30 protein-coding genes are annotated in these 26,582 nt (G+C 46.5%); 6 read left to right on the top strand and 24 right to left on the bottom strand.

Annotated features, from left to right (window positions below):
* Positions 1-149: 149 nt before the first annotated feature.
* The 3 genes from mreBH (at position 150) to BR62_RS0114975 (ending at position 2,696) form a co-directional block, all read left to right on the top strand.
* Positions 150-1,157 (top strand): cell shape-determining protein MreBH, encoded by a 1,008-nt coding sequence (gene mreBH, locus BR62_RS0114980; protein ID WP_003154558.1) that lies wholly within the window; start codon positions 150-152, stop codon positions 1,155-1,157.
* 71 nt (positions 1,158-1,228) lie between these two features.
* Positions 1,229-1,363, top strand: a complete 135-nt coding sequence (locus BR62_RS19630; protein ID WP_003154559.1) for a protein YkpC — start codon at positions 1,229-1,231, stop codon at positions 1,361-1,363.
* Between the two features lie 100 nt (positions 1,364-1,463).
* Positions 1,464-2,696 (top strand): aminopeptidase, encoded by a 1,233-nt coding sequence (locus tag BR62_RS0114975; RefSeq protein WP_007409644.1) that lies wholly within the window; start codon positions 1,464-1,466, stop codon positions 2,694-2,696.
* Positions 2,697-2,727: 31 nt separating this feature from the next.
* Here the strand turns inward: BR62_RS0114975 and BR62_RS0114970 are convergent, their stop codons facing one another.
* Entirely contained in the window at positions 2,728-3,636 is a 909-nt protein-coding gene (locus BR62_RS0114970; protein WP_032871368.1) for a ketopantoate reductase family protein, read from the bottom strand.
* A 112-nt stretch (positions 3,637-3,748) separates the two neighbouring features.
* The gene (locus tag BR62_RS0114965; protein WP_007409642.1) at positions 3,749-5,368 is read right to left on the bottom strand and encodes an ABC-F family ATP-binding cassette domain-containing protein; all 1,620 of its coding nucleotides are present in this window, start codon (positions 5,366-5,368) and stop codon (positions 3,749-3,751) included.
* Between the two features lie 159 nt (positions 5,369-5,527).
* Between BR62_RS0114965 and BR62_RS0114960 the strand changes: the two genes are divergently transcribed.
* Positions 5,528-5,797 (top strand): hypothetical protein, encoded by a 270-nt coding sequence (locus BR62_RS0114960; protein ID WP_020955755.1) that lies wholly within the window; start codon positions 5,528-5,530, stop codon positions 5,795-5,797.
* A 37-nt stretch (positions 5,798-5,834) separates the two neighbouring features.
* On the opposite strand, the gene sipT is transcribed toward BR62_RS0114960, so the two are convergent.
* The 14 genes from sipT to BR62_RS0114890 form a co-directional block, all read right to left on the bottom strand.
* The gene (gene sipT, locus BR62_RS0114955; protein ID WP_003154568.1) at positions 5,835-6,416 is read right to left on the bottom strand and encodes a signal peptidase I sipT; all 582 of its coding nucleotides are present in this window, start codon (positions 6,414-6,416) and stop codon (positions 5,835-5,837) included.
* 130 nt (positions 6,417-6,546) lie between these two features.
* The gene (locus tag BR62_RS0114950) at positions 6,547-8,451 is read right to left on the bottom strand and encodes a PTS fructose transporter subunit IIABC (protein ID WP_020955754.1); all 1,905 of its coding nucleotides are present in this window, start codon (positions 8,449-8,451) and stop codon (positions 6,547-6,549) included.
* A 14-nt stretch (positions 8,452-8,465) separates the two neighbouring features.
* A complete protein-coding gene (gene pfkB / locus BR62_RS0114945) occupies positions 8,466-9,377 on the bottom strand; it encodes a 1-phosphofructokinase (protein ID WP_003154572.1) in 912 nt (303 codons plus the stop codon).
* Positions 9,374-10,129 carry a DeoR/GlpR family DNA-binding transcription regulator gene (locus tag BR62_RS0114940; protein WP_032868156.1) on the bottom strand — a complete coding sequence of 252 codons (756 nt, stop codon included), beginning with the start codon at positions 10,127-10,129 and terminating at the stop codon, positions 9,374-9,376. Before BR62_RS0114940 ends, pfkB begins: the two co-directional genes overlap by 4 nt.
* A 282-nt stretch (positions 10,130-10,411) precedes the next feature.
* Positions 10,412-11,605, bottom strand: a complete 1,194-nt coding sequence (locus BR62_RS0114935) for an ABC transporter permease (RefSeq protein WP_032868154.1) — start codon at positions 11,603-11,605, stop codon at positions 10,412-10,414.
* Complete coding sequence (locus BR62_RS0114930) at positions 11,602-12,294, bottom strand: ABC transporter ATP-binding protein (RefSeq protein ID WP_007409637.1); 693 nt, start codon at positions 12,292-12,294, stop codon at positions 11,602-11,604. The genes BR62_RS0114935 and BR62_RS0114930 overlap by 4 nt, the downstream gene beginning before the upstream one ends.
* Entirely contained in the window at positions 12,295-13,431 is a 1,137-nt protein-coding gene (locus tag BR62_RS0114925) for an efflux RND transporter periplasmic adaptor subunit (RefSeq protein WP_012117453.1), read from the bottom strand. It abuts the gene before it with no gap.
* Between the two features lies 1 nt (position 13,432).
* Entirely contained in the window at positions 13,433-14,131 is a 699-nt protein-coding gene (locus tag BR62_RS0114920) for a YknW family membrane protein (RefSeq protein ID WP_007409635.1), read from the bottom strand.
* A 323-nt stretch (positions 14,132-14,454) separates the two neighbouring features.
* The gene (gene moaD / locus BR62_RS0114915; RefSeq protein ID WP_007409633.1) at positions 14,455-14,688 is read right to left on the bottom strand and encodes a molybdopterin converting factor subunit 1; all 234 of its coding nucleotides are present in this window, start codon (positions 14,686-14,688) and stop codon (positions 14,455-14,457) included.
* The gene (locus BR62_RS0114910) at positions 14,685-15,155 is read right to left on the bottom strand and encodes a molybdenum cofactor biosynthesis protein MoaE (protein WP_007409632.1); all 471 of its coding nucleotides are present in this window, start codon (positions 15,153-15,155) and stop codon (positions 14,685-14,687) included. The genes moaD and BR62_RS0114910 overlap by 4 nt, the downstream gene beginning before the upstream one ends.
* Positions 15,156-15,677: a molybdopterin-guanine dinucleotide biosynthesis protein B gene (gene mobB / locus BR62_RS0114905; RefSeq protein WP_032868152.1), complete on the bottom strand. Its 522-nt coding sequence runs from the start codon at positions 15,675-15,677 to the stop codon at positions 15,156-15,158. It abuts the gene before it with no gap.
* Positions 15,638-16,930 carry a molybdopterin molybdotransferase MoeA gene (locus tag BR62_RS0114900; protein ID WP_007611114.1) on the bottom strand — a complete coding sequence of 431 codons (1,293 nt, stop codon included), beginning with the start codon at positions 16,928-16,930 and terminating at the stop codon, positions 15,638-15,640. Before BR62_RS0114900 ends, mobB begins: the two co-directional genes overlap by 40 nt.
* Positions 16,931-16,947: 17 nt before the next feature.
* Entirely contained in the window at positions 16,948-17,967 is a 1,020-nt protein-coding gene (locus BR62_RS0114895; RefSeq protein WP_007611113.1) for a molybdopterin-synthase adenylyltransferase MoeB, read from the bottom strand.
* 51 nt (positions 17,968-18,018) lie between these two features.
* Complete coding sequence (locus BR62_RS0114890; protein WP_020955749.1) at positions 18,019-18,621, bottom strand: molybdenum cofactor guanylyltransferase; 603 nt, start codon at positions 18,619-18,621, stop codon at positions 18,019-18,021.
* Positions 18,622-18,766: 145 nt separating this feature from the next.
* Between BR62_RS0114890 and BR62_RS0114885 the strand changes: the two genes are divergently transcribed.
* Complete coding sequence (locus BR62_RS0114885; RefSeq protein WP_007409627.1) at positions 18,767-19,759, top strand: coiled-coil domain-containing protein; 993 nt, start codon at positions 18,767-18,769, stop codon at positions 19,757-19,759.
* 20 nt (positions 19,760-19,779) lie between these two features.
* On the opposite strand, the gene rok is transcribed toward BR62_RS0114885, so the two are convergent.
* Positions 19,780-20,376 (bottom strand): transcriptional regulator Rok, encoded by a 597-nt coding sequence (gene rok, locus BR62_RS0114880; RefSeq protein ID WP_003154591.1) that lies wholly within the window; start codon positions 20,374-20,376, stop codon positions 19,780-19,782.
* A 452-nt stretch (positions 20,377-20,828) separates the two neighbouring features.
* Complete coding sequence (locus BR62_RS0114875) at positions 20,829-21,287, bottom strand: TlpA disulfide reductase family protein (RefSeq protein ID WP_032871366.1); 459 nt, start codon at positions 21,285-21,287, stop codon at positions 20,829-20,831.
* Between the two features lie 287 nt (positions 21,288-21,574).
* Here BR62_RS0114875 and BR62_RS0114870 point away from each other — a divergent pair, with 287 nt between their 5' ends.
* Positions 21,575-22,381 carry a mechanosensitive ion channel family protein gene (locus BR62_RS0114870; RefSeq protein ID WP_032871363.1) on the top strand — a complete coding sequence of 269 codons (807 nt, stop codon included), beginning with the start codon at positions 21,575-21,577 and terminating at the stop codon, positions 22,379-22,381.
* A 33-nt stretch (positions 22,382-22,414) separates the two neighbouring features.
* Here the strand turns inward: BR62_RS0114870 and BR62_RS0114865 are convergent, their stop codons facing one another.
* The 6 genes from BR62_RS0114865 to BR62_RS0114840 form a co-directional block, all read right to left on the bottom strand.
* On the bottom strand, positions 22,415-22,660 hold the full coding sequence (locus BR62_RS0114865; RefSeq protein WP_003154596.1) for a YkuS family protein: 246 nt from the start codon (positions 22,658-22,660) through the stop codon (positions 22,415-22,417).
* A gap of 60 nt (positions 22,661-22,720) precedes the next feature.
* Complete coding sequence (locus BR62_RS0114860) at positions 22,721-23,845, bottom strand: N-acetyldiaminopimelate deacetylase (RefSeq protein ID WP_032871361.1); 1,125 nt, start codon at positions 23,843-23,845, stop codon at positions 22,721-22,723.
* A gap of 70 nt (positions 23,846-23,915) precedes the next feature.
* Positions 23,916-24,626, bottom strand: coding sequence for a 2,3,4,5-tetrahydropyridine-2,6-dicarboxylate N-acetyltransferase (gene dapD / locus BR62_RS0114855; RefSeq protein ID WP_012117443.1), 711 nt, complete (start codon positions 24,624-24,626; stop codon positions 23,916-23,918).
* Between the two features lie 81 nt (positions 24,627-24,707).
* Positions 24,708-25,163 carry a flavodoxin gene (locus BR62_RS0114850; protein ID WP_032871359.1) on the bottom strand — a complete coding sequence of 152 codons (456 nt, stop codon included), beginning with the start codon at positions 25,161-25,163 and terminating at the stop codon, positions 24,708-24,710.
* Positions 25,164-25,189: 26 nt separating this feature from the next.
* Entirely contained in the window at positions 25,190-26,083 is an 894-nt protein-coding gene (locus tag BR62_RS0114845) for a WD40/YVTN/BNR-like repeat-containing protein (RefSeq protein ID WP_032871357.1), read from the bottom strand.
* Positions 26,073-26,546: a flavodoxin gene (locus tag BR62_RS0114840; RefSeq protein ID WP_012117440.1), complete on the bottom strand. Its 474-nt coding sequence runs from the start codon at positions 26,544-26,546 to the stop codon at positions 26,073-26,075. Before BR62_RS0114840 ends, BR62_RS0114845 begins: the two co-directional genes overlap by 11 nt.
* Between the last annotated feature and the right edge of the window lie 36 nt (positions 26,547-26,582).

The raw sequence follows: 26,582 nt of genomic DNA, 5'->3' as shown, positions 1-26,582 counted from the left end.
AGAAAATCCTTTTGAAATATGGGATACAGACTTTCCCTCCTTTTTTACAAAAACATTTCATTCCCGGCGGAAACCCCCAAAAATCGTGGTTTTTCTCAGAAACTTTAAATGTAGAATCAATTAAATCAGGATAGGGATTGGGTGAAAACATGTTTCAATCAACTGAGATCGGAATCGACTTAGGAACCGCTAATATACTTGTTTACAGTAAAAATAAAGGAATTATTTTAAACGAGCCTTCCGTTGTCGCTGTAGATACAACAACGAAAGCGGTGCTTGCCATCGGAACGGATGCCAAAAGCATGATCGGAAAGACGCCGGGGAAAATCGTCGCCGTTCGGCCGATGAAAGACGGTGTCATTGCTGATTATGATATGACAACTGACTTATTAAAACACATTATGAAAAAAGCCGGAAAAAAAATCGGAATGACTTTCCGCAAACCGAATGTCGTCGTCTGCACGCCTTCAGGCTCAACAGCCGTTGAACGACGCGCCATCAGTGACGCTGTCAAAAACTGCGGAGCGAAAAACGTTCACTTGATTGAAGAACCCGTAGCCGCTGCAATCGGGGCCGACCTCCCTGTTGACGAGCCGGTCGCAAACGTCGTCGTAGATATCGGCGGCGGTACGACTGAAGTCGCCATCATCTCATTCGGGGGCGTCGTATCCTGCCATTCGATCAGAATCGGCGGCGACCAGCTTGATGAAGATATCGCCTCGTTCGTCAGAAAAAAATACAACCTGCTGATCGGGGAACGTACGGCAGAACAAGTGAAAATGGAAATCGGTTTTGCATTGATCGAACATGTGCCGGAAACGATGGAAATCCGCGGGCGTGACCTTGTAACCGGTCTGCCGAAGACAATCAGACTGCAATCTAATGAAATTCAGCACGCGATGCGTGAGTCGCTCCTGCATATTCTTGAAGCGATCAGAGCGACACTTGAAGATTGTCCGCCGGAGCTCAGCGGTGATATCGTTGACCGCGGCGTCGTGTTAACCGGCGGAGGCTCCCTTTTAAACGGGATGAAAGAATGGCTGACAGATGAAATCGTCGTTCCCGTTCATTTGGCGGCAAATCCGCTTGAATCAGTGGCTATCGGCACGGGACGTTCATTAGACGTCATCGACAAGCTGCAAAAAGCGATTAAATAATAAGATTGTGCTTCTTTTTTCTCCGGCCGGCTCATATTGTGAGAACTGGAGAAACATTAAGGAGGAAGCATATGCTTAGAGATGTGGGAAGACGCGTAGCAGTAGCCGTCATTTTAAGCGGAATTATTTTGGGGGGTATGAGCATATCACTGGCCAATATGCCCCATTCTCCGGCCGGCGGCGCCGTAAAACTGAATCACCCGTAAAGACGCAGCAAAAGCTGTGTCTTTTTCGTTTGTGCTCCTTTCTTTCCTTTATGAGGCGATATTTGATATGATGAGAAAAACCGATGAGGAGGAATGAACGATGAGTTCGTTTACTGAAAAGTTACATACATATGCTCAGCTGGCGGTAGAAGTCGGCGTCAATGTCCAAAAAGGACAGCATGTCGTAATCAATGCCTCAACTGATGTCCGGGAACTTGTCAGACTGCTTGCCAAACATTCTTATGAAAAAGGCGCAAAAAACGTCACCGTAAATTGGCAGGACGATGAACTGTCCAGATTAAAATACGAGATGGCACCTTTTGAAGCGTTTGAAGAGTATCCTGAATGGGAAGCAAAAGGCAAAGAAGAGCTCGCGAAAAAAGGGGCTGCGTTTATTTCTGTCGTCTCATCCGACCCCGACCTGTTAAAAGGCACTGACGGCAAACGGATTGCAGCGTTCCAAAAAGCCGCCGGAAAAGCATTGCATACATACAGACAATATATTCAATCAGATAAGGTCAGCTGGACGGTGATCGGAGCGGCTTCAACAGGCTGGGCGAAAAAAGTGTTCCCGGATCAGCCGGAAGAAACAGCCGTTCAGCTTTTATGGGAAGAAATTTTCAAAACGACCCGCGTAAATGAAGAAAACCCTGTGGAAGCATGGAAAAAACATGATCAAAACCTTCATGAAAAAGTGGAACACTTAAACAAAAAACATTACAGCGCCCTGCATTATCAGGCTGAAGGAACAGACTTAACCATTGAACTGCCGAAAAAACATGTATGGGCAGGCGCGGGAAGCGTGAATGAGAGCGGGCACGAATTCATGGCCAACATGCCGACAGAAGAGGTTTTCACCCTCCCGCAGCGTGACGGGGTGAACGGCACCGTTTCCAGCACGAAACCGCTGAGCTACGGCGGCAACATTATTGATAACTTCACTCTTACCTTTGAAAACGGCCGCATTGTCGATGTGAAAGCTGAAAAAGGCGAGGAGATTTTAAAAGGCATCGTCGAAACCGATGAAGGCTCACACTATCTCGGTGAAGTGGCCTTAGTGCCGTACGATTCACCGATTTCACAATCAAATATTTTATTTTACAACACACTGTACGATGAAAACGCCTCTAACCACTTGGCGATCGGCAGTGCGTATGCCTTTAATATTGAGGGCGGCAAACAAATGACACGGGAAGAGCTTGTCAAAGAGGGCTTAAATGAAAGCATTACACACGTAGATTTTATGGTCGGTTCCAAAGATATGAATATCGACGGCATTACGGCGGACGGCAAAAGAGAACCGATCTTCAGAAACGGAAACTGGGCATTTTAATAAAAAAAGGAGGCGATCAGGCCTCCTTTTTTTATTTCGCTTCATACATTTGCAAGTTGGCGCAGACGGTTTCCAAAACAGGTGCATCAACTGACAAGCCTTTCGCTTTCTCAAGCAAAAATCCGTGTAAATGATCACCTTCCGTCACCCTGCCCTTTTCCATATCTCTCAGCATCGACGATTTCATATGGTAAGACATGCTTGTCAATGTGCGATAACTCTCTTCTTCCAGACCAGGATCTTTCGGGATGCCGGCAGCCTTGAAAATGGCGCCGATTTCAGCAAAGAGGCGCTTTGCCGTGTTGCGGCCGCCTTCTGTTTCTAAAATCGGTCCGACCGGCTGTTGAAACAGAGTGGTCACTCCCGCCTGCGCGGCAATAAACATATATTTTTTCCAAATGTCCTTTTCAATATCCCGGCTGATGATGACATCCGCTTTCACACCTGCAAATGCGTTTTCCAGCTCATTCATACGTTCCGTGCGTTCCCCGCTCCATTCACCGAAAACAAAGCGGTGGGCAGCGCTCGTATGAAGAATGTCCCCTTTGTCGTTAAGGGCGCTCTCAATAAAGCAGAGGCCGCCCAGCACCTGCCGTTTTGAAAAAGCTTCAAACAGCTGGTTATAGTGCCTGTATCCATTTAAAAAAGGAATAATGACCGACGAAGGTTTGACAAACGGTTTGACATCCCGAATGACGTCCTGCAAAGAATACGCTTTTGAAGCGATGATAACCGCGTCAAATGCTCCTTCTTCGCCCGCCATGATTAATTTCGGCTTGATTGAAACATCACCTTTTTCACTTTTGACGGTCAATCCCGTCTCTTGTAATTGTTCCGCCCGTTTCTTGCGGACGAGAAACGTCACGTCATTTCCCTTTTCTGCAAGACGCGCGCCGATATATCCGCCCACTCCTCCAGCTCCGACAACTAAAAACTTCATGATGCATTCCTCCGTCTCTTTTCAAGTTATGTATTCATTTATTGTAACGGGAAGTCAGAAGATTGAAAACTTTTTTCATAAATAAAAAAGCAGAGTCTCCCCTGCTTCTTTATTACGCGTATAGCTCTTCAAGTTTTTTCTGTACATCCGCGTTTTCAAGAAATTCGTCATAAGACATTTGTTTGTCAACAATGCCTTTAGGCGTTAATTCAATGATGCGGTTGGCAATTGTCTGTACAAACTGATGGTCATGAGATGAAAACAGCATAGCGCCTTTAAAGCTGATTAAGCCGTTGTTAAGCGCCGTAATGGATTCCAAATCTAAGTGGTTTGTCGGTTCATCCAGAATTAAAATGTTCGCGCCGGAAAGCATCGCTTTTGAAAGCATGCAGCGCACTTTTTCTCCTCCGGAAAGGACGTTTGATTTTTTGTTGACTTCTTCTCCTGAGAACAGCATGCGTCCTAAGAAACCGCGCAGAAAGCTTTCACTTTGGTCATGCGGCGAGTATTGGCGGAGCCAGTCAACAAGGTTCGCATCGCTGCCGTCAAAATATTCGCTGTTGTCTTTAGGGAAGTACGCCTGAGAAGTGGTCACGCCCCATTTAAATGTGCCGCTGTCAGCTTCCATTTCCCCGGAAATGATTTTAAACAATGTCGTAACGGCAAGTTCGTTGCGTCCCGTAAAAGCGATTTTATCTTCTCTGTTCATAATAAAGCTGACGTTATCAAGCACCTTAACCCCGTCAATCGTTTTTGTTAAGCCTTCAACCCGCAGCACGTCATTTCCGATCTCACGTTCCGGCGTGAAATTGACATAAGGATAACGGCGTGATGACGGTTTGATATCATCAAGCGTGATTTTATCAAGGAGTTTCTTTCTTGATGTCGCCTGCTTTGATTTAGAGGCGTTGGCGCTGAATCTGGCCACGAACTCCTGAAGCTGTTTAATCTGCTCTTCTTTTTTCTTGTTGGCTTCCTGAGAAAGCTTTAAAGCAAGCTGGCTTGATTCATACCAGAAATCATAGTTGCCGACGTACACTTGAATTTTATTAAAATCAAGATCGGCGATGTGCGTGCACACTTTATTTAAAAAGTGACGGTCATGGGATACGACGATGACTGTGTTCTCAAAGTTGATTAAAAACTCTTCCAGCCACTGAATCGCTTTCAGATCCAAGTGGTTGGTCGGTTCATCAAGCAGCAGAACGTCCGGCTTGCCGAACAGCGCCTGTGCCAAAAGCACTTTCACCTTTTCTGAACCGCCTAAGTCCGCCATTTTCTTCGTATGCAGGTCTTCAGAGATGCCCAGGCCCTTTAACAAAATAGCGGCTTCACTTTCAGCTTCCCATCCGTTTAATTCCGCAAACTCTCCTTCAAGCTCAGCGGCGCGGATGCCGTCTTCATCTGAAAAATCAGGCTTCATATAAATCGCGTCTTTTTCCTGCATGACTTCGTATAAACGTTTATGTCCCATAATGACGACTTTCAGCACTTCGAAGTCTTCATATTCAAAGTGGTTCTGCTTCAGAATGGCAAGACGTTCGCCCGGGCTCATATGGACATCGCCGGTCTGCGGCTCCAGCTCACCGGATAAAATTTTCAAAAATGTTGATTTTCCGGCACCGTTTGCGCCTATTAATCCGTAGCAGTTGCCCGGCGTAAATTTAATATTGACATCTTCAAATAACTTGCGATCCGCAAAACGCAAGCTCACATTATTTACAGCAATCATTTAGAATCCTCCATCGTGTCTATCATCATTAAAAGTATACCATGAATAAAGGGGAAGAGAAATGTTTCCCTGCGAATATACGGGTTTGAAAAGATGCAGGCAAACCCGGAGCCCTGTGATACAATAGATATATATACATATTCATCACGGAGGAACAAGTTGAAGCTTTTAACACTCACAGAATATTGTCTTATGATTTTCTTTACCGGGGTTTTTCTGGCCGTCACAGGCTTTACCGCACGTGACATCGGCTTGTACGTCGGAATCGCCCTCATTTATACGTTTTCGCATCTCTTTTCAAAACGGATGCTTGAAAAACGCGGCAAAGAGAAGCAGCAGGTGAATCTTTTTTTCAGCGTTCTGGCCATTGTCGGATCAGTGCTGGCCACGGTATTGTTCATCGCCGTCGCCGCCTCGTTTGCCAAATAAAAAACGCCTGCTGTCCAAATCGGGCAGCGCGGCGTTTTTATTTTGTCTGACGCATATCATGAAATGGGAAGAACACAAACTTCGAGGTGCCGACGATCCGGTTTTCGGCAATTAAACCGAGTCCGTTCCGGCTGTCCATTGAGTTCAGCCGATTGTCTCCCATGACGAAGTATTTGCCTTTCGGAACCTTTACGGGGCCGAAATCTCCCGTCAGGTTGACTCCCAGTTTTTTCGCTTCTTTTTTATTGCTCGCGAGGTACGGTTCTGCGATTTTTTTGCCGTTTATATAAAGCGTGTCATTTTTCATTTCCACCGTTTCTCCAGGTTTTCCGATGAGCCGCTTTACATAATGGACTTTCGATGTATCGCCGTTAATAATGACGATGTCTCCCCGCTCGATTTCTCCGATATAATTGACGCTTTTGTTGACAAACAGCCTTTCACCGTCATGTAATGTCGGGTACATTGATGATCCTTCCACTAAGTACGGTTCAAACAGGAAATGGCGGATTAACAGCGCAAGTGCAACCGCTATAATGATGGCCTTTCCCCATTCCCAATATGTGTTGGATTTTCTTTTTACCGATTTTTCAGAAGTAGGTTTTTGTTCTTCAGTCAACGTGGTTCCTCCTAGACGATCACTGTTTCAGTTCATGTACCATCTTTACTTTATCATAACTCATCATAAAATACATAACGCTTCTATGCGTACATGATTGAAAAAAGCGCCCGTAAAGGACGCTTTTTGCTTATTTCTCTACAACCGGTTTTTTGACGATTCCCAAGATAACCGCCGTTATAATCGCTCCGATCACGATGCTCATTAAGTAAAGCAGCGGATGGTTCGTAATGAATGCAACGAATATTCCTCCGTGCGGTGCAGGAAGCGTTACCCGGAAAAATTCTGTCAACCCGCCCGCTACCGCAGAACCGACAACGGCTGCAGGGATGACGCGAAGCGGATCAGCCGCTGCAAACGGGATGGCGCCTTCTGTAACGAAAGCTGCTCCCATGAAGTAGCACGTAATACCGGCTTCACGGTCACGTTTAGAGAATTTGTGTTTAAAGAATGTTGTCGCCAGTGCGATTCCAAGCGGCGGAGCCATTCCGCCCGCCATGATGGCCGCATGCGGCGCATAGTTTCCGGCATCGATCATCGCAATTCCAAAAGTGAACGCCGCTTTATTGAGCGGGCCGCCCATGTCGATAGCCATCATACCGCCTAAAATAATACCCATTAAAACAAGATTTCCAGTTCCAAGGCTTTCAAGCCAATTTGTTAAGAAATTCATAAACGCTGCGACAGGAGTGTTTATGACAAATTGCATCAGAACTCCTGTGATAAAAATACCGAGCAGCGGATAAATCAATACAGGTTTTAATCCATCAAGAGATTGAGGAATAAAGACAAACAGCTTTTTCAGCAGGATGACGACATAACCGGCTAAGAATCCGGCAATCAGTCCGCCTAAGAATCCGGCATTCGCCTGCGTAGCCATAAATCCGCCGACCATACCCGGCGCAAATCCCGGACGGTCCGCAATACTCATTGCGATGAATCCGGCAAGAACTGCAACAATCAGCTTTAACGCATTACCGTCACCAATAAAGTTCAGTGCTGCAGCAAACGTGTTGTATGTCGGGTCTTTCGGATCAGCTGAATGAATTCCCCAGAAGAATGAGATCGCAACGAGAATTCCGCCGCCGACGACAAATGGCAGCATGTTGCTGACACCGCTCATTAAGTGTTTATAGAAAGTACTTCCGATGCTTGTTCCTGATTTCTGTTTCGGGCCGTCCTCATTTGAAGCGGAAGATCCTCCGCCGCTGCCCTCGTAAATCGGCGCATCTTGGTTAACGGCTTTTTCAATCAGTTCCTGAGGACGTCTGATACCGGCCGTCACAGGCACTTGAAGAACATGTTTGCCTTTAAAGCGTTCCATTTCAACCTGTTTATCAGCCGCCACGATAATCGCAGGCGCGTCTTCAATTTCTTGAGCCGTCAGCTTATGTTTGATACCGCTTGAGCCGTTTGTCTCGACTTTAATGTCAACGCCGAGCTCTTTCGCTTTTTCCTTCAGTGCGTCAGCTGCCATAAACGTATGGGCGATACCTGTCGGACATGCCGTAACGGCAAGGATTTTGCCTTTTCCTGACGGCGCTGCCTGTTCTTCCTGCTCTTCTTCTTCCTCATCGTCATCTTTGTCATGCTGATTGATGATGTCAATGATCGCATCTTCTGATTCAGCTTCAAGAAGCTGTTTGCGGATTTCCTCACGCATGAGAAGCGTTGAAAGTCTTGATAATGCCTCAAGGTGCGTATTATTCGCTCCTTCGGTTGCCGCAATCATAAAGACCAGGTGTGCCGGCTGACCGTCTAATGATTCATAATCCACACCATCTTTTGAACGGCCGAATGCGATGGCCGGGTTAATGACGCTCGCCGTCTTCGCATGAGGAATGGCAATGCCTTCGCCGATTCCCGTCGAGCTTTGGCTTTCACGATTTAAAATGGCTGCTTTGTAAGCCTCTCTGTCATTTAATCTGCCGGCTTTGTCAAGCACTGTCACCATTTCATCGATAACGTTTTCTTTCTCTTTGCTTTCTATATTGAGATGAATTGTATCTCTTGTTAACAGCTCAGTTATCTTCACTTTTCTTTCCTCCTCTATAGACGTGTGACTTTAACTTCAGGAAGAAGCTGCTGTACAAACTCTTCAGTTCCGAGTTCTTCAGAAAATGCCGTCGCGCTTCCGGAAGCAACTCCTAAACGGAACGCATCTTCCAAAGGCAGCTGTTTTGAAATTCCCGCAAGGAATCCCGCGACGACGGAATCACCCGCGCCTACCGAATTGACAAGCTTTCCTTTAGGAACATTGGCGAGGAAAACCGCCTCTTTCGTAAATAAAAGCGCACCGTCGCCAGCCATCGAAACAATCGCATGTTCAGCGCCTTGTTCAATCAATTTTTTACCGTAAGGAACGGCAGCTTCGGCTGAATCAATGACCGTATTGAACATTTCCCCAAGCTCATGATGATTCGGTTTCATCAAAAACGGTTTCATTTCTGTCGCTTTCATCAGCGCTTCACCGGAGATGTCCACCACTACCCGGGCATTCTGCTTTCTGCATGCCTCAGCAATTTTTTCATACGTGTTATGCGGCAGGGAAGAAGGAATGCTTCCCGCTAAAACGACGATGTCTCCTTCTTCCAGAGCGGAGAACTGTTCTAAAAAGGCATTGAACACTTCGTCTGAAATCGTCGGGCCCTGTCCGTTAATTTCCGTTTCATCGCCCGTTTTCAGTTTTACATTTATACGCGTGTCTTCATCCACCTCAGAAAAAGCCGTTTCCAGACCTTCCTGCTGCAAAAATGACGTGATATAGTTTCCGGTAAATCCGCCGACAAATCCCAATGCTTTTGACGGCACATGGTGTCTTTTCAGTAATCTCGAAACGTTGATGCCTTTTCCGCCGGGATACTTCGTGTCATAGCTGGAACGGTTTAAACCGCCTACGGCAAAATCTTCAACGTGAACGATATAGTCAACAGACGGATTGAGGGTTACAGTGTAAATCATGGTTTCACTACCTTTACGACAGTTTTTTCTTGGTAATTATCGAATGCAAGTTCTTCAGCTTCAGTGGTAATGATAGCGGCATCGCCCAAGGCGGCGAACGCTGCGAAAGAAATCTCGCCGAATTTAGAAGGATCGGCTAAAACATACGCATTTTTCGCCTGTCTCACAGCCTTTGTCTTCAGAAGAGCCTCATCCGGATCGGGTGTTGTAAAGCCTGCTTCAATGTGCACGCCGTTCACCCCGAGGAAGCTTTTGTCAAAACGGTACTGGCTGACCGCCGTTAATGAGGCGCCGCCGATCATCGCACCTGTTCTATGCTTCACATATCCTCCGAGAAGATAAAAGGGGATCCCTTTCCTTATTAAAGCGTCGATATGCATAACTCCGTTTGTGACAACCACAATGTCCTTAGATGGATCTATAAAATCAATCATGTGCAATGTAGTTGTTCCCGCATCAAGATAAATACAGTCACCTTCTTCTAATAAAGATGCCGCTTCTTCTGCGATCTTCAGTTTATCCTGAAGGTTTTTGGAGGATTTTTCAAGCATATCGGGTTCTTGCCTGCTGTTGGAAAGTTTAGACGCCCCGCCGTGAACGCGCTTTAAAAATCCGCGCTCTTCAAGTGTTGATAAATCTCTTCTGATCGTTGATTCAGAAGCATTTGTCATGCTTATCAGCTCTTGAATCTTCACCACATCACGCTTTTCAATCTGATCAATAATCAGCTGATACCTTTCAGGAGTGAGCATATTCCGCCTCCTTTGGAAACGTATTCATTTCGGCTGCAAGATAATTGTAAACGCTTTTTTTACTTCTAGCAACTAAAATCACTCAAATTCATTCAATAACTATCAAAATCTTTCACATTTGTTCATATTAACGTATGTACATAGGGTTTGTAAACTGTAAATTCGACAAAAAGGGGGACAATTGTATGACATTTTCTTTTTATCATAAATGAAAAAAGTCTATTATATTCATTCAATCATTAAAACACAAAAAAACCCCATGCAGACTGCATGGGGCGCCGGTTATTCATACCGTAACGCTTCAATCGGATCTAAGCGTGATGCTTTGTTGGCGGGCAGCATGCCGAAAATGACACCGATCAGCATACTGAACAGCACACCGATACAAACCACCTGCCAGGAAACGAGCGACGGCCAGCCTGCGATAAGGGAAACGAGTGATGCTCCCCCGTAGCCGAGACAGATTCCGATTAAGCCGCCGATTAATGTAAGCACAACAGATTCAATTAAGAATTGTGTCAGAATCTGTCCTCTCGTGGCACCGAGCGATTTGCGGATGCCGATTTCTCTTGTCCGTTCCGTCACTGATACGAGCATAATATTCATGACCCCGATCCCGCCGACAACGAGAGAAATACCGGCGATCGAACCGATGATCGTCGTCATAACGGTCGTGACCTGGCCGATTCCCGCCGCTATTTCTTCCATATTCATGACTTGATAGGCCTCTTTTGTACCGTGATTGTCATTTAAGAGACGGGCCGCTTCTTTTCCTGTTGATTTGATTTGATCAGCGGACTCCGTCTGAACGGAAACGTTGCTGTAGTCGTTAGTACCGAAAGACGTTTTCAGCATGTTGAACGGCACATACATTTCACTGAGTCCTAACGATAAAAAGCCGCTCTCTTCTTTCAGTACGCCGATTACTTCAACGGGCTGTCCGCCGGCCCAGACGATTTTTCCGAGCGGAGACGTTTTCCCGAACAGCTTTTCAGCCATTTTTTTCGAGATGATTCCTGCTCTTTTCCCGGAAAGAAAATCATTGTCCGTAAATGTCCGTCCATCTTGAACGTCCAGCTTTTTTACGTCCATGTAGCCGCTGTTAATGCCGTTCAGCGTAATATCCGTGTCTTCTTCATGGTAACGGGCCGTCATGGATTTTACCGCGGAAGCGACAACCTGCTTTACGCCGTCCACTCCTTTTAATCCATTAATATCTTCTTCTGTAAAACTCGCTTGCTGTAAGGCGTTCGGATTGGCTGTTAATTCTTCATCACTGGGCATGTAAAACAATTCAATCGTATTGCCCGGCCCGCTGATGGATTGCTTCAGCATTTGCTCTCCGCCCTGGCCGACAGCCACAACAACAATTACTGAACCGACGCCGATAATGATTCCGAGCATTGTCAGAATCGATCTCAGCTTGTGAGCTCTTACGGAACTGAGGGCCATCCGGAGATTTTCTGACAGGCTCATTCCCCCACTCTCCTCTGCTCAGCATCGCGGGAAACGATCATGCCGTCACGGACGAAAATCACTCTGTTTGTACAGTCCGCCACTTCAGGCTCATGAGTCACAAGCACCACGGTCACGCCCTCTGCATTAAGCTCTGTGAACTGCTCCATAATGGAAATGCTTGTTTTCGTATCCAGCGCGCCGGTCGGTTCATCAGCTAAAATGAGCTTCGGTTCGTTCACAATGGCTCTTGCAATCGCGACACGCTGCTTCTGGCCGCCGGACAGCTCATTCGGCATGTGACGCATCCGATCCGCCAAACCGACTTTTTCCAGCGCATGCTCAGCCCGTTCCTCACGCTCTTTTTTGCCGATACCGGCGTAGATCATGGGGAGTTCGACATTTTTTCTTGCATTCAATCGCGGCAGCAGCTGAAATTGCTGAAAGACAAATCCGATTGATTTGTTCCGGACCGCCGCAAGCTCTTTTTCGGTGCATGAAGAAACATCTTCGCCCGCAAGCCTGTAACTGCCGGACGTCGGTCTGTCCAGACAGCCGATGATATTCATGATCGTAGATTTTCCCGATCCCGACGGTCCCATAATTGACACATATTCTCCTTCTTCAATCGTCAAGTCGATTGAACGGAGAACATCAAACGTCTCCTTGCCGATCTGATAGCTTTTTTTCACCTTTGAAAGCTGAATCATCTATGCTTTCACATCCGTTCCGTCAGTCAAACCGTCAGCCGGATTCAGAATGACTTTATCATCCTTTGAAAGCCCTTCTTTTATCTCCGTAAGCTGATTTGCGGTATCGCCGACTTTAACTTTCACGCGTTTGGCCTTCCCGTCTTTTACCGTAAAGACCCAGTGCTCATCTCCGTCTTTTTTGACCGCGGAGGACGGCAGCGTATCGGCTTTCCGTTTGTCTGTTTCAATGTTCATAATTAATTTAAACCCCGGCTTGCCCTCCGGAAGGTTTCCGATCAGCTTAACCTGGAACGGATACTGCACGGCCTGTTCCGTACTTTCCCCCGAAGCAGCGCTTGACTTTTGATCAGGAACGAGGCCGACAGCCGCCACTCTCCCTTTCCACGTTTTACCTGGAATGGCGTCTGAGGTAATTGTAACGCTTTGTCCCTTTTTCACTTTCAGCGTGTCGTATTCGGACAAATTGCCGGCAACGATCAGGTGTTCCGGGTCTCCTATATGTATAACCGGTTCTTGAATATCCGATTTTTTAGAAGCCGCTTCTTGATTTACCGAGATTACCGTCCCGTCCATCTCACTCTTAACATTGAGATTCGCCACCTGATTTTCAAGAGACTGCTTTTGCAAATCAGATTGCTTTAATTCGATTTCCGCCGTTTTTTGCTGAAGCTGCAGATCAGTCCGTTCGGATTCAATTTGTTTTTTGGCTTCCGCTTCTCCCACTTGTTTTGCCAGATCTTGTTCCTTGCTGTTTAATGCTCTGAGTTTTTCTTCAACTTGTTCGATTTGCATCCGTTTTGATTGTTCTGTCAACTCATTTTGTTCTTTATCAAGATTGAGCTGCTCATTTGTATACGTGACTAACGACGACCCTTTTTTTACTTTGTCGCCTTCTTTTACTTTCACTTTATCAAGAGTTCCTTTATCCGCTTCATAAAAAACATACTGTTCTTTAGAGAATTTAAGTGTTCCCGGAACCATAACCGTAGAGGAGATTTCTCTGTTTTCCATGGTTCCGGTTTCGATTTTTTTCCCGGCGCTGCCGCCCGCGGGAGCGGCAGACTTATAAATATTGATACCGATGAATACTGCAACAATTACGGCGATGCCGATTCCGATCCAAATTTTTTTCATGTTATACACCTGCTGTCACTGAACTTAACAGTCCTCCGACTGCCGAAACTAAAAGCATAATAACAAACAGGACAATCGCGGAAGTCCAGGCCGCTTTTTTCGAAATGCCGCCTGTATAGCGAAGTCCCAAAGCGAGCAGAATATAGCTCCAGATGCTGAAAATGTCGAACGCGCTTAAAAAGACCGCGACGCCGCCTCCGGCCGGTATGACACTCGCCAAAGATGTAACGGCATACAATGAGCCCGCACCGGTAAAATAAGTGACAAGACCGTTAATAACTAAGCCGATATTGGTAATAAATGCCGTAAACAGGCTGAGTGAGAGCATTTTTTTGTAAGTTGTTACGCCGCCTGAAATTTTAACGCACAGCCAGTAAATGAGCGGAACGATAAACAGAGCGATAATGCCCCCGAAGATTCCTCCGAACATCGAGCCGAATTTAGCAATGGTTTTGGTCATTTCAATCTGATCATCCGACAATCCGTCAAGAGATGAGCTGTTCAGCACTTCTTCATAATTCATCCCCAATCCGCGCAAAATACTGCCGGCCGCGATGAGAATGATGACAATCAGGAGAGGAATGCCGATGACCGGCTTCTCTTTTAATCTTTTAAACTGCACAACAGGACTTGTAATGACGCCGAAAATTGACGGCTTTTCCGTTACTGCCGTATTGCTTTTTTCCAGGTTTGGTTCCATATTGCTGATGCCTCCTATGTATTATTCTGTTTATACGTACGCTTTAGGCTGAGAGAAGTTTCAATTTTTTTGCCGTTTGCGTATTTATGCTAAATTGTAACACAAATTCTCAGCTTTACGTTCCATAATTATGTAAAAAAAAGCATTGTCAGACCGGTATGACGGGAGGTTCAAAGCCTTGTGAAGGCACTGTCTTCAGCCTATTCATGCAGTCAAAACCAGCTCAATCGCAAATCCCTTTAAATCCCATTTAGATATTCTCTGGAATTCAGCGCCTATATACAAAAAAGCCGGATGGCAATGATGCACATCCGGCTCTTTTTTCACCCTCCGCTTACAGGAGGGATAAAGGCAATGGTATCACCTTCTGTTACGATGCTGTTGTCTTTTACATATGTTTCATTGATTGCGATCATGGCATTGTCAATCGTCTGAAGGCCGTACCGTTCCTTTAGCAGCGTTTTTACAGCAGACGCCGCCGTCTCTTTTTCGTCAAGTTCAATGACCGGTGTTCCCGCCTGCTCCGCAAGCCCGGCAAACAATAATACTTTAATCATCGCGATTCCCCTTTATGCAAATCCGGTTTTCCGTTCGGATAGGGCGTTGTTTCCAGCTGATCGCCTATCCATTCTTCTCCGTCTTCCCAGATTTCTTTTTTCCATATCGGCACAATCTGTTTTATCCGTTCAATTGCATATTCATTCGCCTCATATGCCGCCTTTCTGTGCGGAGAAGACACGGCGATTACGACCGCTGCTTCTCCGATATCAAGGACGCCGACACGGTGAGTGATTGCAGCTTCGGCTCCTTCCCATTTCGCACTGATTTCATCGCCGATTTGAGAAAGCATTTGAACAGCCATCGGTTCATACGCTTCATATTCGAGACGCACCGTCCGCCGTCCGGCAGTCCACTCTCTGACCGTGCCGATAAACGTTGTGATGGCGCCGGCTTCACGCTTTTCAACTTTTTTTACGATATTTTCCGCAATGATAGGTTCCCTTGTAATTTGAAAACGTTCCATTTATGCAGATTCCCCTTTCAGCTGCGAAAGCACAAACATCATGGCAGCCGGATCGTCCGCATGGAAAACGGGCATGCCTGCATCTGCCGGCATATGCTCCGTATTTCTGCTGATAACCGCGATCACGCGCTCCAAATGCTTCAGCTTTTGCCAATCTTCGCTGTCTTTGATCATAATGATTTTCGGATGCGGCGCATGTTTAAATCCCTCTATGAGAAGACCGTCAATTCCCAGGCATTCATACAGACTGATCAAACCCGCCAGATCCCATTTTTTTCGCGCCGTAAGCTGCAGGACGCCATCCCCTTCTACTCCCGTAACCGCGGCCCCGGCTTTTGAAAAACGCTCCGAGTCTTTTCCGTCAGAAAAAGGTTCCGGTTCTCCGCCGTGTCCGTGATGTTTTAAACATCCAATATCGCACTCTTTCGGCGCCGCTTTCAGCACACGTTCAATAAACGTTGTTTTACCGCTGTTTTGAAAACCTACGATCTGGACGATCGGGAAAGAATTGACCACGGCCATTCACTTCCATTCTCATCACGGATGAGGAGCGCGTGAACCGTCCGGCCCGCTTCATACCCCCTCGTTCCTCCCGGCAGAAGGATAAACGCGTTTGCTTCGGCCAGAGATGTGACTGAGCTTGATTTGTCGAGACCGACCGGTGACGCCATCATCTTTCCGTCCTTATGATAAACAAACGCCCTCACAAATCTCGTAAACGGATTCGGCTTCGGAAAGTCGTTTGTTAACACGGCTTCCGCCCATCCGGAATGAGGTTTTTCATTCAGAAGCCACGTCTGAATCATCGGTTTGACAAACAGGGTGAATCCGACATAACATGCGGACGGATTGCCTGAAAGGCCGAACAGCAGCATGTCATCGGCCCGGGCGACAGTTGTCACGCTCCCCGGGCGCATTGCCACTTTGTTAAAAAGAACTTCCGCTCCGAGCTTATTATAAATGTCTGGGAGAAAATCAAAATCGCCGACTGACACGCCGCCGGTCGTGATGAGAAAATCAACTTTTTTCATAGCTTCCTTCACCGCATCATAGCTGTCATCAAAATCATCGGAAATTTTCCCTAAGTTCAGCGGCACCGCGCCCGCTTCAATGACCTGGGCATACACCATCGCAGCGTTGCTGTTGCGGATTTTCCCCGGCTCAAGCGGATCGCTGACATGAAGAAGCTCGGTTCCCGTTGCGATAATGCCGACAACCGGCTTTCTGACCACGGGAACGGAAGCATAGCCGAAGGTTGCTAAAAGAGCGGTTACGCCCGGCGTGATTTTCGTCCCTTTTTTTAATAGCGAGCTGCCCTTTTTCGCATCTTCTCCTTGATATGAAATATTATCGCCCGCATGGAAAGGGCGTTTCACTGACATGTAATTCGTCCCGTTTTCAGAAAACGTTTTTGTCAGCTCAAGCATCACTACGGCATCCGCGCCTTTTGGAATCTGCGCCCCCGTCATAATGCGGACCGCTTCATAAGGCCCGAGTTCTTTTTCTGACACGGCGCCGGCCCCGATATGGTCAATGACTTCAAAGGTGACGGCATTGTCACGGGAAGCCGTTTTTGAATCGCTCGCCCTGATGGCAAACCCGTCATACGGGGAACGGTTAAAGGCCGGCACATCATGATCCGCCTTAACATCCTCCGCCAAATAGCGGTGGAGACTGTCCTCAAGCGCCACCCATTCGGTATCCCCCTGTTTTTTATACCGGCTCACCCGGCGGACTGCTTCGTCCACCTGAATCGGCGTTCTTTTTTCAAGCATAGCAATATCTCCCCTTCCTACAGTCCGATCACCCTGGCCAGAACTGAATTTGCTTCTTTTATATCGTTTGTACCGTGAATCAAAGCCCGTCCGTCCTGAAAAATAACGATTCTGAAGCGCTCATACGCCATGTGCAGCAGAAATTCATTTGCTTCCACTTTACCGATCTGCTTCAGACGTTTGACAAGCTCTTCTTTATCCAGCCTCTTTAAGGCTTCCGATCTGATTTGAACGGTGTCTCTTCCGCACAGCACGCTTGCTTTCGGCCTGTTTTCAGGCTGCAGATACGGATATACGGGCTCCGCGCCGCAGGAAGGGCAATGATCCCGTTTGATCTGATCCACATTTATGCTCATATTGGTGTTATTCCACACGTCAAACGTGAAAAAGCGCCGATTTACCGCCGCATGATTTCCTGTCAGCAATTTCAGCGCCTCAGCCTGCTGATAAGCGGAGACGATATGAACCGCCGGAGGTATGATGCCTGCTGTATCACATGTCGCTCCGCCCACGGGCATTTGCTCAAACAGGCAGGATAAACACGGCGTAACCCCCGGAATAATCGTCATGCACATTCCCTGACTGCTGACACAGGCACCGTAAATCCAAGGTGTTTTCGTTTTCAGCGCCAGATCATTAATGACCATTCTCGTTTCAAAATTATCTGTCGCATCCACGATGCAATCCGCTTGTTCGATCAGCGGTTCGAGCGTTTCCGCCGTACCTTCCGCCGCGTAAGCATCGATATGTATATCACTGTTTACCGCCAAAAGACGCGCCTTGGCCGCCATTGCTTTCGGCAGGCGCTGTCTCGCGTCTTCTTCTGTATACAGCTGCTGTCTTTGTAAATTGCTCCATTCCACATAATCCCGGTCAATAATCGCCATACGGCCCGCTCCGGCTCTTGCCAAACCCTCTGCCGCGGCTGTTCCGAGGGCTCCGGCTCCGACAATCAGGACACTGCTGTCAGCCAGCGCCTGCTGCCCTTTTTCCCCTATCGGCTTAAATCTTGTCTGCCGCGAATAGCGCTCTTCCATCTGTGTTGTCCCCTTGCATTTTTATTTCCATCATACCATGTTTCTTCCCGATCAGTCTTGATTTGAAGACTCGACATGCGCCAAAAGTCTGGTGTAATCATCCTGTGTGTTGATATTAGCGAACTCCTCCGGCCCGGCGCCGATGTCTTCAGCCTGCACATAACAGACAGACAGCCGTTTCAGCGTGTCTGTCATTTTCAGTTTGTTTTGTGTCAGCTGATCAAAAAGCACATCCTGCACCCGTTTATGGTAAACCGCCAAGAGGGGATGCTCTCTGTTTTTACAAACCGGTATGACAGCGTCCAGATTTCCGGTCAGCTTCATTTCAAGCGCCGCCATCGTTTTTCTTGTCACGAGCGGCGTGTCACAGGATATGACCGTATATATTTCGCCTTCCGTTTGTTTCATTGCCGTATAGATGCCGGCAAGCGGGCCCATTCCCCGAAACCGCGGCTCATCGGCCAAAACATGCCGCTCCCTGTTTGATAAGAACTTTTTTATATGCTCAGGGCGGCTGATAATTACCGTTTCTCCGCCGCCGAAGGCTTTTTTCGCCTGTTCATAAAACATGCCGCCCTTCCACTTTGCAAAAGCTTTCGGTTCTCCGAATCTTCGGGAAGCTCCCCCCGCTAATATTACATTCACCCGTTTCATGTCATCTCTCTCCCATTCTATATAAAAGCATAGCAAACGCCTCAGCCGAAATACAATATTACGGTGCTTGTCTGTTTAATTAAGAGGAATAGCCGTTGATCCTTTCCCATATTGTAGTGTTAACATCATGAGGGAGATGGTTCTTATGAAAATATCCGGTCCGTTTTTCCACGACACTTCTCAAGAGAACCTTTACTTGAAATCTGAACTTTCCAGATGCAGAAAATTAATTTCAGAATTTGAAGCAAGCTACTTCCATCAGAAAAATAATAAGCTTCAGGAGGAAAACGCCAATATTAAAGAGCGGCTTCACAAGCTTTCTGACGAATTGGAAGCCATGGCTCAAAAACACAAACAGACAAGTGACACGGAACGTTCTTTGCATGAAATCAGAGCCGGGCTGCTCGATAAAATCGTCATTCTGCAAGAACTGCTTCAGCAGGAAACGTTTCGGCGGAAAAATGAGATGGAAGAAAAGCACCGTCTGCATCTTACAAATGTAAAATTTGAAGAAGAAAATAAAAACTTACATACCCGCATCCGCTCACTTGAGACCGCCATTCAAACTGAACGGACTTCTCACGAAGATATGAAACAGCGTTATCATGCCGCTGCAGACGAAAATACCCGGCTTCAAACACAAATGATAGAAAAAGAATACCAGCTCAAACATATTAAAATAGAAATTAATCATATGAGAGATCGAATACTAGAAACAAAAGAACGGCTTGTAGAAATAGAAAAAACGAAAGAAAAGTTATTTCAAGAAACCATTCTTTCGTATAAACGGCAGCTGGACGAAAGTGATGCTTGGATTGCCGGCCATTTTGCTGATATTGACAGCCGCACGGCGGAACCGGCGGAACAAGCTCTGGAAATCCCTTCTGTTTCCAAAGAGACTGTTCAGGCAGAAGACTTGCTTAAAGCCGTTACCGAACAAGTCATCTCCCTGCAAAAACAATTTGTACAATCAGAGTCCCGCGATCAGTCGTTTGATGAAAAACTGGATGCGTTGAAAGAACGTGCTGACGGCGAAAAACCTTTCCAAAAATATGTCGTCAAGCTTGAAAAAAAACCTGGAAAAGATGCGTCACTTCCGCAGAATAAGCGGGAAAGCGCAAAAAAACTGCTTGAGTAACGCAAGCAGTTTTTACTGTTTTATTCAGCAGCCGTATCATTTGCCGTTTCTGCTGTTTCCTGAGAAATTTCTCCCTCAAGAATATATTGGCCGCGGTATGGTTTTTTCACTTCCGGATACATTTTAATTAAGCTTTGCATAAATGTTGTCATATTAGGAATTTCAAGGCCGCTTTCCTTTTCAATTTCCTTTTGCAGTTCGGAACTTTTAATCGCTGCATTGTGGCGTTTCAATGTTTTAATCGCTGCTTCGCGCAGTTTTGCCGCTTTTGATCCCGGTCTCGCCGTCCCTCTTCTTCTTCTTGTAGAACCGTCTGGAATGCCGGCGGGAAGAGACGTAATAGACTGCATCTGCGGCTGGGAGGATTGAGGCTGTGTCTGCGGCTTTTGATAGCTTCTCATTTCCTGTGCTGCAAGCTCTGCAAGCACCGGGAGAGAGTCACTTTTTTTCTCCGGACGAAACTCTTTTTTTGTATCGGACAGGCTGCCTGTATTGTCTAATTCTCTCAGTTTTGCATATATTTTATCACGTTCTATTTGATATTCACGAATGACTTTTACCTCTGCTTCGTTCAATTGTTCTAAACGTAAGCGCAGCGCTTCTCTTTCATTAAACATGTGTAAAACCCCCTGTCAAAAATTTAAACGCTTTTATTAAGATATTAGATTACAAAAGTAATTTTATCAACTATTATTTTATCATTTTACTATTTTATTTACTCTATGAAAAATTGCTTATTTTCTGAAAATAGTACTTTATATACAAAAATCCCTTATCATATAGGGGATTCTGGACAAAGTTCCAATTTATTCAACCATTTCAAAATATAACTTGAAATTACTTGTTTAATGAAAATTAGCGTGATATCTACAATTTTCGACTATAATATGTAAAAGATAATGATATCGATAAAACAAGCGGTACAGCGTGTTTACGGCTGTTTCTCTTATTTTTTAAGCCACACATGCCATATTGGAATTTTTTATCCAATAGGCACAAAAAAACCCTGTTACCTAAACGGCAAAGGGTTTGCAGAACCGAGACAATAGTCCGACGGAGATTGTCCCGATTACTCAGAAGCCTGCTCCGTTTCTGAAAGTACTCGGCTGACACGTTTTTCAAGCATTTTCATCCCGCTTCCTCCCGCTTGAAAATGGCGGAGCTGTCCGGTTTTATCGAAAAGGTAATAAGCCGGCACATATTCATTTTCAAATGCTTCAGTCAGCGTATGATCGCTGTCGACGTAAATCGGCTGAGAGATATCGTGTTCAGCCGCTGTTTTCTTGATTTTCTCAAGATCAAGATCGTCTTCGGAACGGGGCATGTGAACGGCCACCACATTCAGCTGATCTTTATATTTAACACGAAATTCGTTCATCTCAGGCATCGCTTCTTTACACATGCGGCAGCTGGCGGACCAGAAGTGAATCAGTGCCGGCTTTCCGCCGACCAGCTGTTCCTTCGTGACTTCTCTGTTAATCCATGCTTTAGCGCCTGTCAATTCAGGCATTTGCTGACGTAATTTCATCTTATTTCCCTCCTTATGAAAAAGGTTTTTTGCCGGGGCTTTCAGTTCCGCCGGGCAACGTTCTCCTGTTTTCCCTCCAAAGGATATGATTTGGCTGAATCACCATGTTAAAATGAGTGTGGCGATTCCTTAGTTCATATCTTCACAAAAATGATGATATTGAAACCGGGCAATATGAACAAATCATAAATGAAATAACTGGTTTCTATTAAAAGGTTTATTTTTTTAAAAAACGGGTATATCACTTTTAGCTTTTTCTGCAATAGACTTGAAAGGAAGACATCACTATGATTGATTTAAAACACTTTGACTGGGCCGGGCTTCTCACATCTGCCGGGATTTTCATCATAAAGCTGGCTCTCATTATTTTAGCGTACTTTATTTTCCGGGCGGCAGGAAAAAAGCTGATCAAGCATCTGTTTCAGAAATTCGAGCAACAAAACAACCTCTCCACAGGCCGCGCTTATACTTTGCGAAGCCTCGCGCTTAATGTATATGGATACATCTTGATTTTCGTTTTTATCGTGATGATTTTGGATTTATTTCACTACAATCCGAGCGCTCTCATTGCCGGCGCCGGCGTGGTCGGTCTCGCAGTCGGCTTCGGGGCTCAGGGGCTTGTCAGTGACATCGTCACCGGATTTTTTATCCTTTTGGAAAAACAGATCGACGTCGGCGATTATATTACGGTTGCCGGCTACAGCGGCATTGTCGAGCAGGTCGGTCTCCGTACGACGCAAATCCGGAGCTTTGACGGCACGCTTCACTATCTTCCCAACCGGGGCATTACGAATGTGAGCAACCATTCCCGCGGAACGATGCAGGCGCTTGTCGATATTAAAGTGCCGCTTGAAAAAAATCTTGATGAAACCATTCAAATCCTGCAAACCGCGTGTGACAAAGCAGCCGCTGAGCTCCCGCAGATTAAGGAAGGGCCGGACGTCATCGGGGTTCAGGATTTAAGCACGTCAGAAATGGTGATCAGAATCATTGCCAAAACAGAAAATATGGAGCAATGGCGGGTTGAACGCGTACTGCGGAGAGAAATAAAAATCGCGCTCGACCGTTTTAAAAACGCCGCTTCCTCCGAATAGAAAAACCGAAGCGTAAGCTTCGGTTTTTTCTTTTTAATGAAATTTTTTTTCCACTTCGCTGCAGATTTCGTCGGCGGTCATTCCGGAAGCCGTAATGACGGGAGCCTGAGTTGACGTATCGGCAATTCCTTGGACATTGCTGTCAAGTCCGGTTACGACACAGCAGTCACAATTCTTCGCATCCTCAGGAGTCTTCATCATCACTACGTCATATCCTTTTTGTTTTAACGCCTGTTCTACATCCGATAAAGATTGTTCAATTCCAATTTTTTTCGTCATATTGAACACCTCCGTTATGTAGAATGCTCAATTTTTGTTAGATTATTCTTCTTTTCGGATTTAATTGGCATACTTTGAAAAATATCCGACCATGACATTGACCGCAGTTTCCATCGCATCTTCATCCGGGTTCAGCTTGGCGTGATGAAGCCCGTGGGATGAATCGGCCCCCAGCCAGAACATAAAGCCGGGATATTTTTTCAGCATATACCCGAAATCTTCTCCGGTCATCGCTTCTTTCGCCGTTCTCACGTCAGCAAGCTGATGATCGCTGACAAATTGCATAAATTCTTCGGTCAGGCCGCTTGTATTATAAACTTGATGATAAACGGACGGATACGTGACTTTTCCTTTGCATCGGAAGCCGATTTCAATTCCTTTGACAAGCTCTTCAATCCGCTTTTTCACCATACGCATTGATTCCTCGGAAAGCGTCCGGATGGTTCCCTCCAGATGAGCATGCTCTGCGATGATATTTTGCGCCGTGCCCCCGGTAATCGTTCCGACAGTTATCACAGCGCTGTCAAGCGGATCCGTATTTCTGGATATGACCGTTTGCAGCTGCGTGACAAGCGTGCTCGCGGCAACGACCATGTCGTCTGCTGTATGCGGATATGCCGCATGCCCGCCTTTCCCCTCAAGATCGATGACAAGCTCGCTCGTATTGGCAAACAGCAATCCGCTTTTGGTGGAAATTGTACCTACAGGAAGCTCAGGTGCTATATGGAGAGCGGTAATCAAATCCGGCGTCCATTTTTTCAGCACATCGCTTTCAAGCATCGGTTCCGCTCCGCCCGGTCCTTCTTCAGCCGGTTGGAATAAAAAGAGCAGATCATGTTTGACGGGATGATGGACAAAATGATCAATAATGCCGAACGCAATGGTCATGTGCATATCGTGGCCGCATGCGTGCATAAAACCGGGGTGTTCAGATGCAAACGGAAGCCCCGTCTGCTCTTCAATCGACAGAGCGTCTATATCCGCTCTGTAGGCGAGCATTTTTTCCGGAGCCGTGCCGTTGACTTTGACAAAGATGCCGGTTCTCCAAGTTTCGATTTCAATTCTTTCCTCTGGATATTGGTTCAATAGATTCAGCAGGTACTGTTGGGTTTTATATTCCTGAAAGCCGATCTCCGGAATGCGGTGCAGATCTCTTCGGATGGCAATGAGCCGCTCTTTTTCCATATGTATTCCTCCTTGAGATAAGAATAAGGCGTGGATTTTATCATCCACGCCCATTCTATCAAACCATTCCTTACAGCTGGCGTAATTCCTGTTTGATTTCTGTTTTGCCTTTTGTTTTTTCATCGATATCTTTGATTTTTTTCGCAGGTGTTCCCGCTACAACGGTATATGGCTCGACGTCATTTACAACGATGGCTCCGGCAGCGACAACCGCGCCTTTACCGATTGTTACGCCTTCAAGCACAACCGCATTTGCGCCGATCACAACGTCGTCTTCCACGACAACAGGCTTAGCGCTAGGCGGCTCAATAACGCCCGCTAATACAGAACCCGCTCCGATGTGGCAGTTTTTGCCGACAGTCGCGCGTCCGCCGAGAACAACGTTCATATCAATCATCGTACCTTCGCCGATGACTGAACCGATGTTAATAGACGCACCCATCATGATAACGGCATTGTCGCCGATTTCGACTTGGTCGCGGATAATAGCGCCGGGCTCGATTCTCGCTTTAACATCTTTTAAATCAAGCATCGGGATCGCAGAGTTGCGGCGGTCATTTTCAATGACGTAATCCTCAATTTTGTCTTTGTTTTCTTCGATTACGCTTTTAATTTCAGCCCACTCGCCAAAAACGACGCCGGATTGGCCGTTCAGGAATGTTTTAGCGGAATCGCCAAAGCTGATCCCTTCAAGATCGCCTTTTACATACACTTTTACAGGCGTTGATTTTGTACTATTTTGAATAAATGAAATAATTTCATTTGCATCCATCATTTTCATATGTATTGTCCTCCTCTGATTTTCTACCTCATTACTGTAACAAAGGAAGGATACAAAGACAAGAAAAAAAGGAACAAGCCTTTATTCTGCCGGCTGGCTGCACAGCGCGGCAAACTGTCTTCCGAATTCCCGGAGCTCTTCTTCCTCACTGCCCTCAGGGTTGTTTTCAATTTTGACCGACGGCAGCACCACCCGCCCGCCGCGGGCCGTGATTACTTTTTCCAATTCGTCAACCGCCCCGCAAAAAAACTCATAGGACGTATCTCCGGAACCGAACAAAGCAAATGTTTTTCCCGTAAACTCCAGGTTTTCCATATCTTCAGCAATATCGAGCATTTCATCAGGAAGATCCCCGTCTCCCCACGTATATGTGCCTAATAAAATATACTCGTAATCATTAAAAAGTTCGGCATGAATATCCATCGCTTCATATCTGTCTACGGATGCTTGTGCTTCGATCAGCCCTTTTTCAATTAAATCCGCCATCGTCTCGGTGTTTCCTGACATTGTGGCGTAAACAAGCAATACATTCCCCATCTTCGTCTCTCCTTTATGCATAAAAACTAATGTGCGAGCCGAACCGCCTCATACGGTCTGACAAACTTACTTTCGTAAAGGCCCGCGCAAAAAAAGTTTTCTTCCCGGTTGGCCACCCGCCATCCGTGACCGCGGATCGTATCAAACCACTTTAATTCACCGGCGGCGAGATCAGCTTGATAAATACGCGAAAATCCGTTTTCGTCCTGTGACGATGTGACATAAATAATCCCGTTATCCTCAGAAACGTCGAGAAATGATTTTTCCCGTACGGCGGGCCCGGCTGTAATGGCAAACTCCTCTTGCGTCCGCACGTTTCGGACGGCAACCTCGCCCCGTTCTCCCTTTGCCGCGCCCTTTGCTGCAATGAGCCAGTCATTCTGATACATCATCATTGAAGCCGTCATGCGCTGCCTTTCGCGGCTTATACGCCGGATGCGTTCTTTCTTCAGATCATACGCCCAAATGCCGCCATGATTCATATGAATCCGGGTGCCGATATAAATCGTCTGACCGTGTAAACAAAGCGAACGGATGACAGGCGGCTCCTTTAATTGTGAAAAGGGCTTAGCCACATGCCAAGTGACGCCGAAATCATCAGATAAGTAGAGGCAGTATGTGCCGTGCGCACAGACAAACCCGTCATTCCGCCCGGCAACGGCCCATACGGAGGCGCTGGTCGGAAACCGGGACGCCGTCCAAGTCTTTCCCTGATCGGCTGATCTGAGGACGGCGCCTTTTTCTCCAGCCGCGAATATGTAGGGCCCTATGTAAGTCAGCACATGAATTCTGCTTTTCACTCGGAACAGTCTTTTCCAGCCTTCTTCTGCGGAAAAATGAAAAATACCTTCGCCTTTCACTGCGACAAAAAATCCCGAAGATACTGATGCCATGACAGCCGTCGCGCCTTTATGAAACATGGCACCGGTCTCCGTGGTGAGCGGCCCATGCAAGAAAACCGCGGACAAATTCTTTGCAGCATTCTTGATCTTCAGCCGTCTCGGGCGCCAGCTCAATTTTCAGCGTTTCCGGATATAAATTGGCTCCGGCCTGTTCAAACGCATCGCAAAACAGCGTGACCGCTTCGCAAAACTTCGGGTAGGCGTGATCGCCTGAACCGAAACAGGCCGTTTTCAGTCCGTTGAGCTGGCTGTGCAGAATATCTTCGTAAAAATCTTCCGCTTCGTAAGGAAGATCACCGTCCCCCCATGTGTACGTGCCGACAAAAACATAATCATACGCTTCGAGAGAATCCGCATCTGCTTCGTCCATGTCGAGACAGTCAACTGCTATCTGATGCCCGCTCAGTGTTTCTTTTATAATGCCGGCAATATCCTCTGTATTCCCCGACATGCTTGCGTATATCATTAATGCTTTCTGCATATGATCACCTCGTAATTGATAATGATTTTCATTAAC

The sequence above is a fragment of the Bacillus sp. UNC69MF genome (assembly GCF_000746035.1).
GTDB classification, from domain to species: domain Bacteria; phylum Bacillota; class Bacilli; order Bacillales; family Bacillaceae; genus Bacillus; species Bacillus velezensis.
This window is presented reverse-complemented; position numbering and strand designations above follow the sequence as displayed.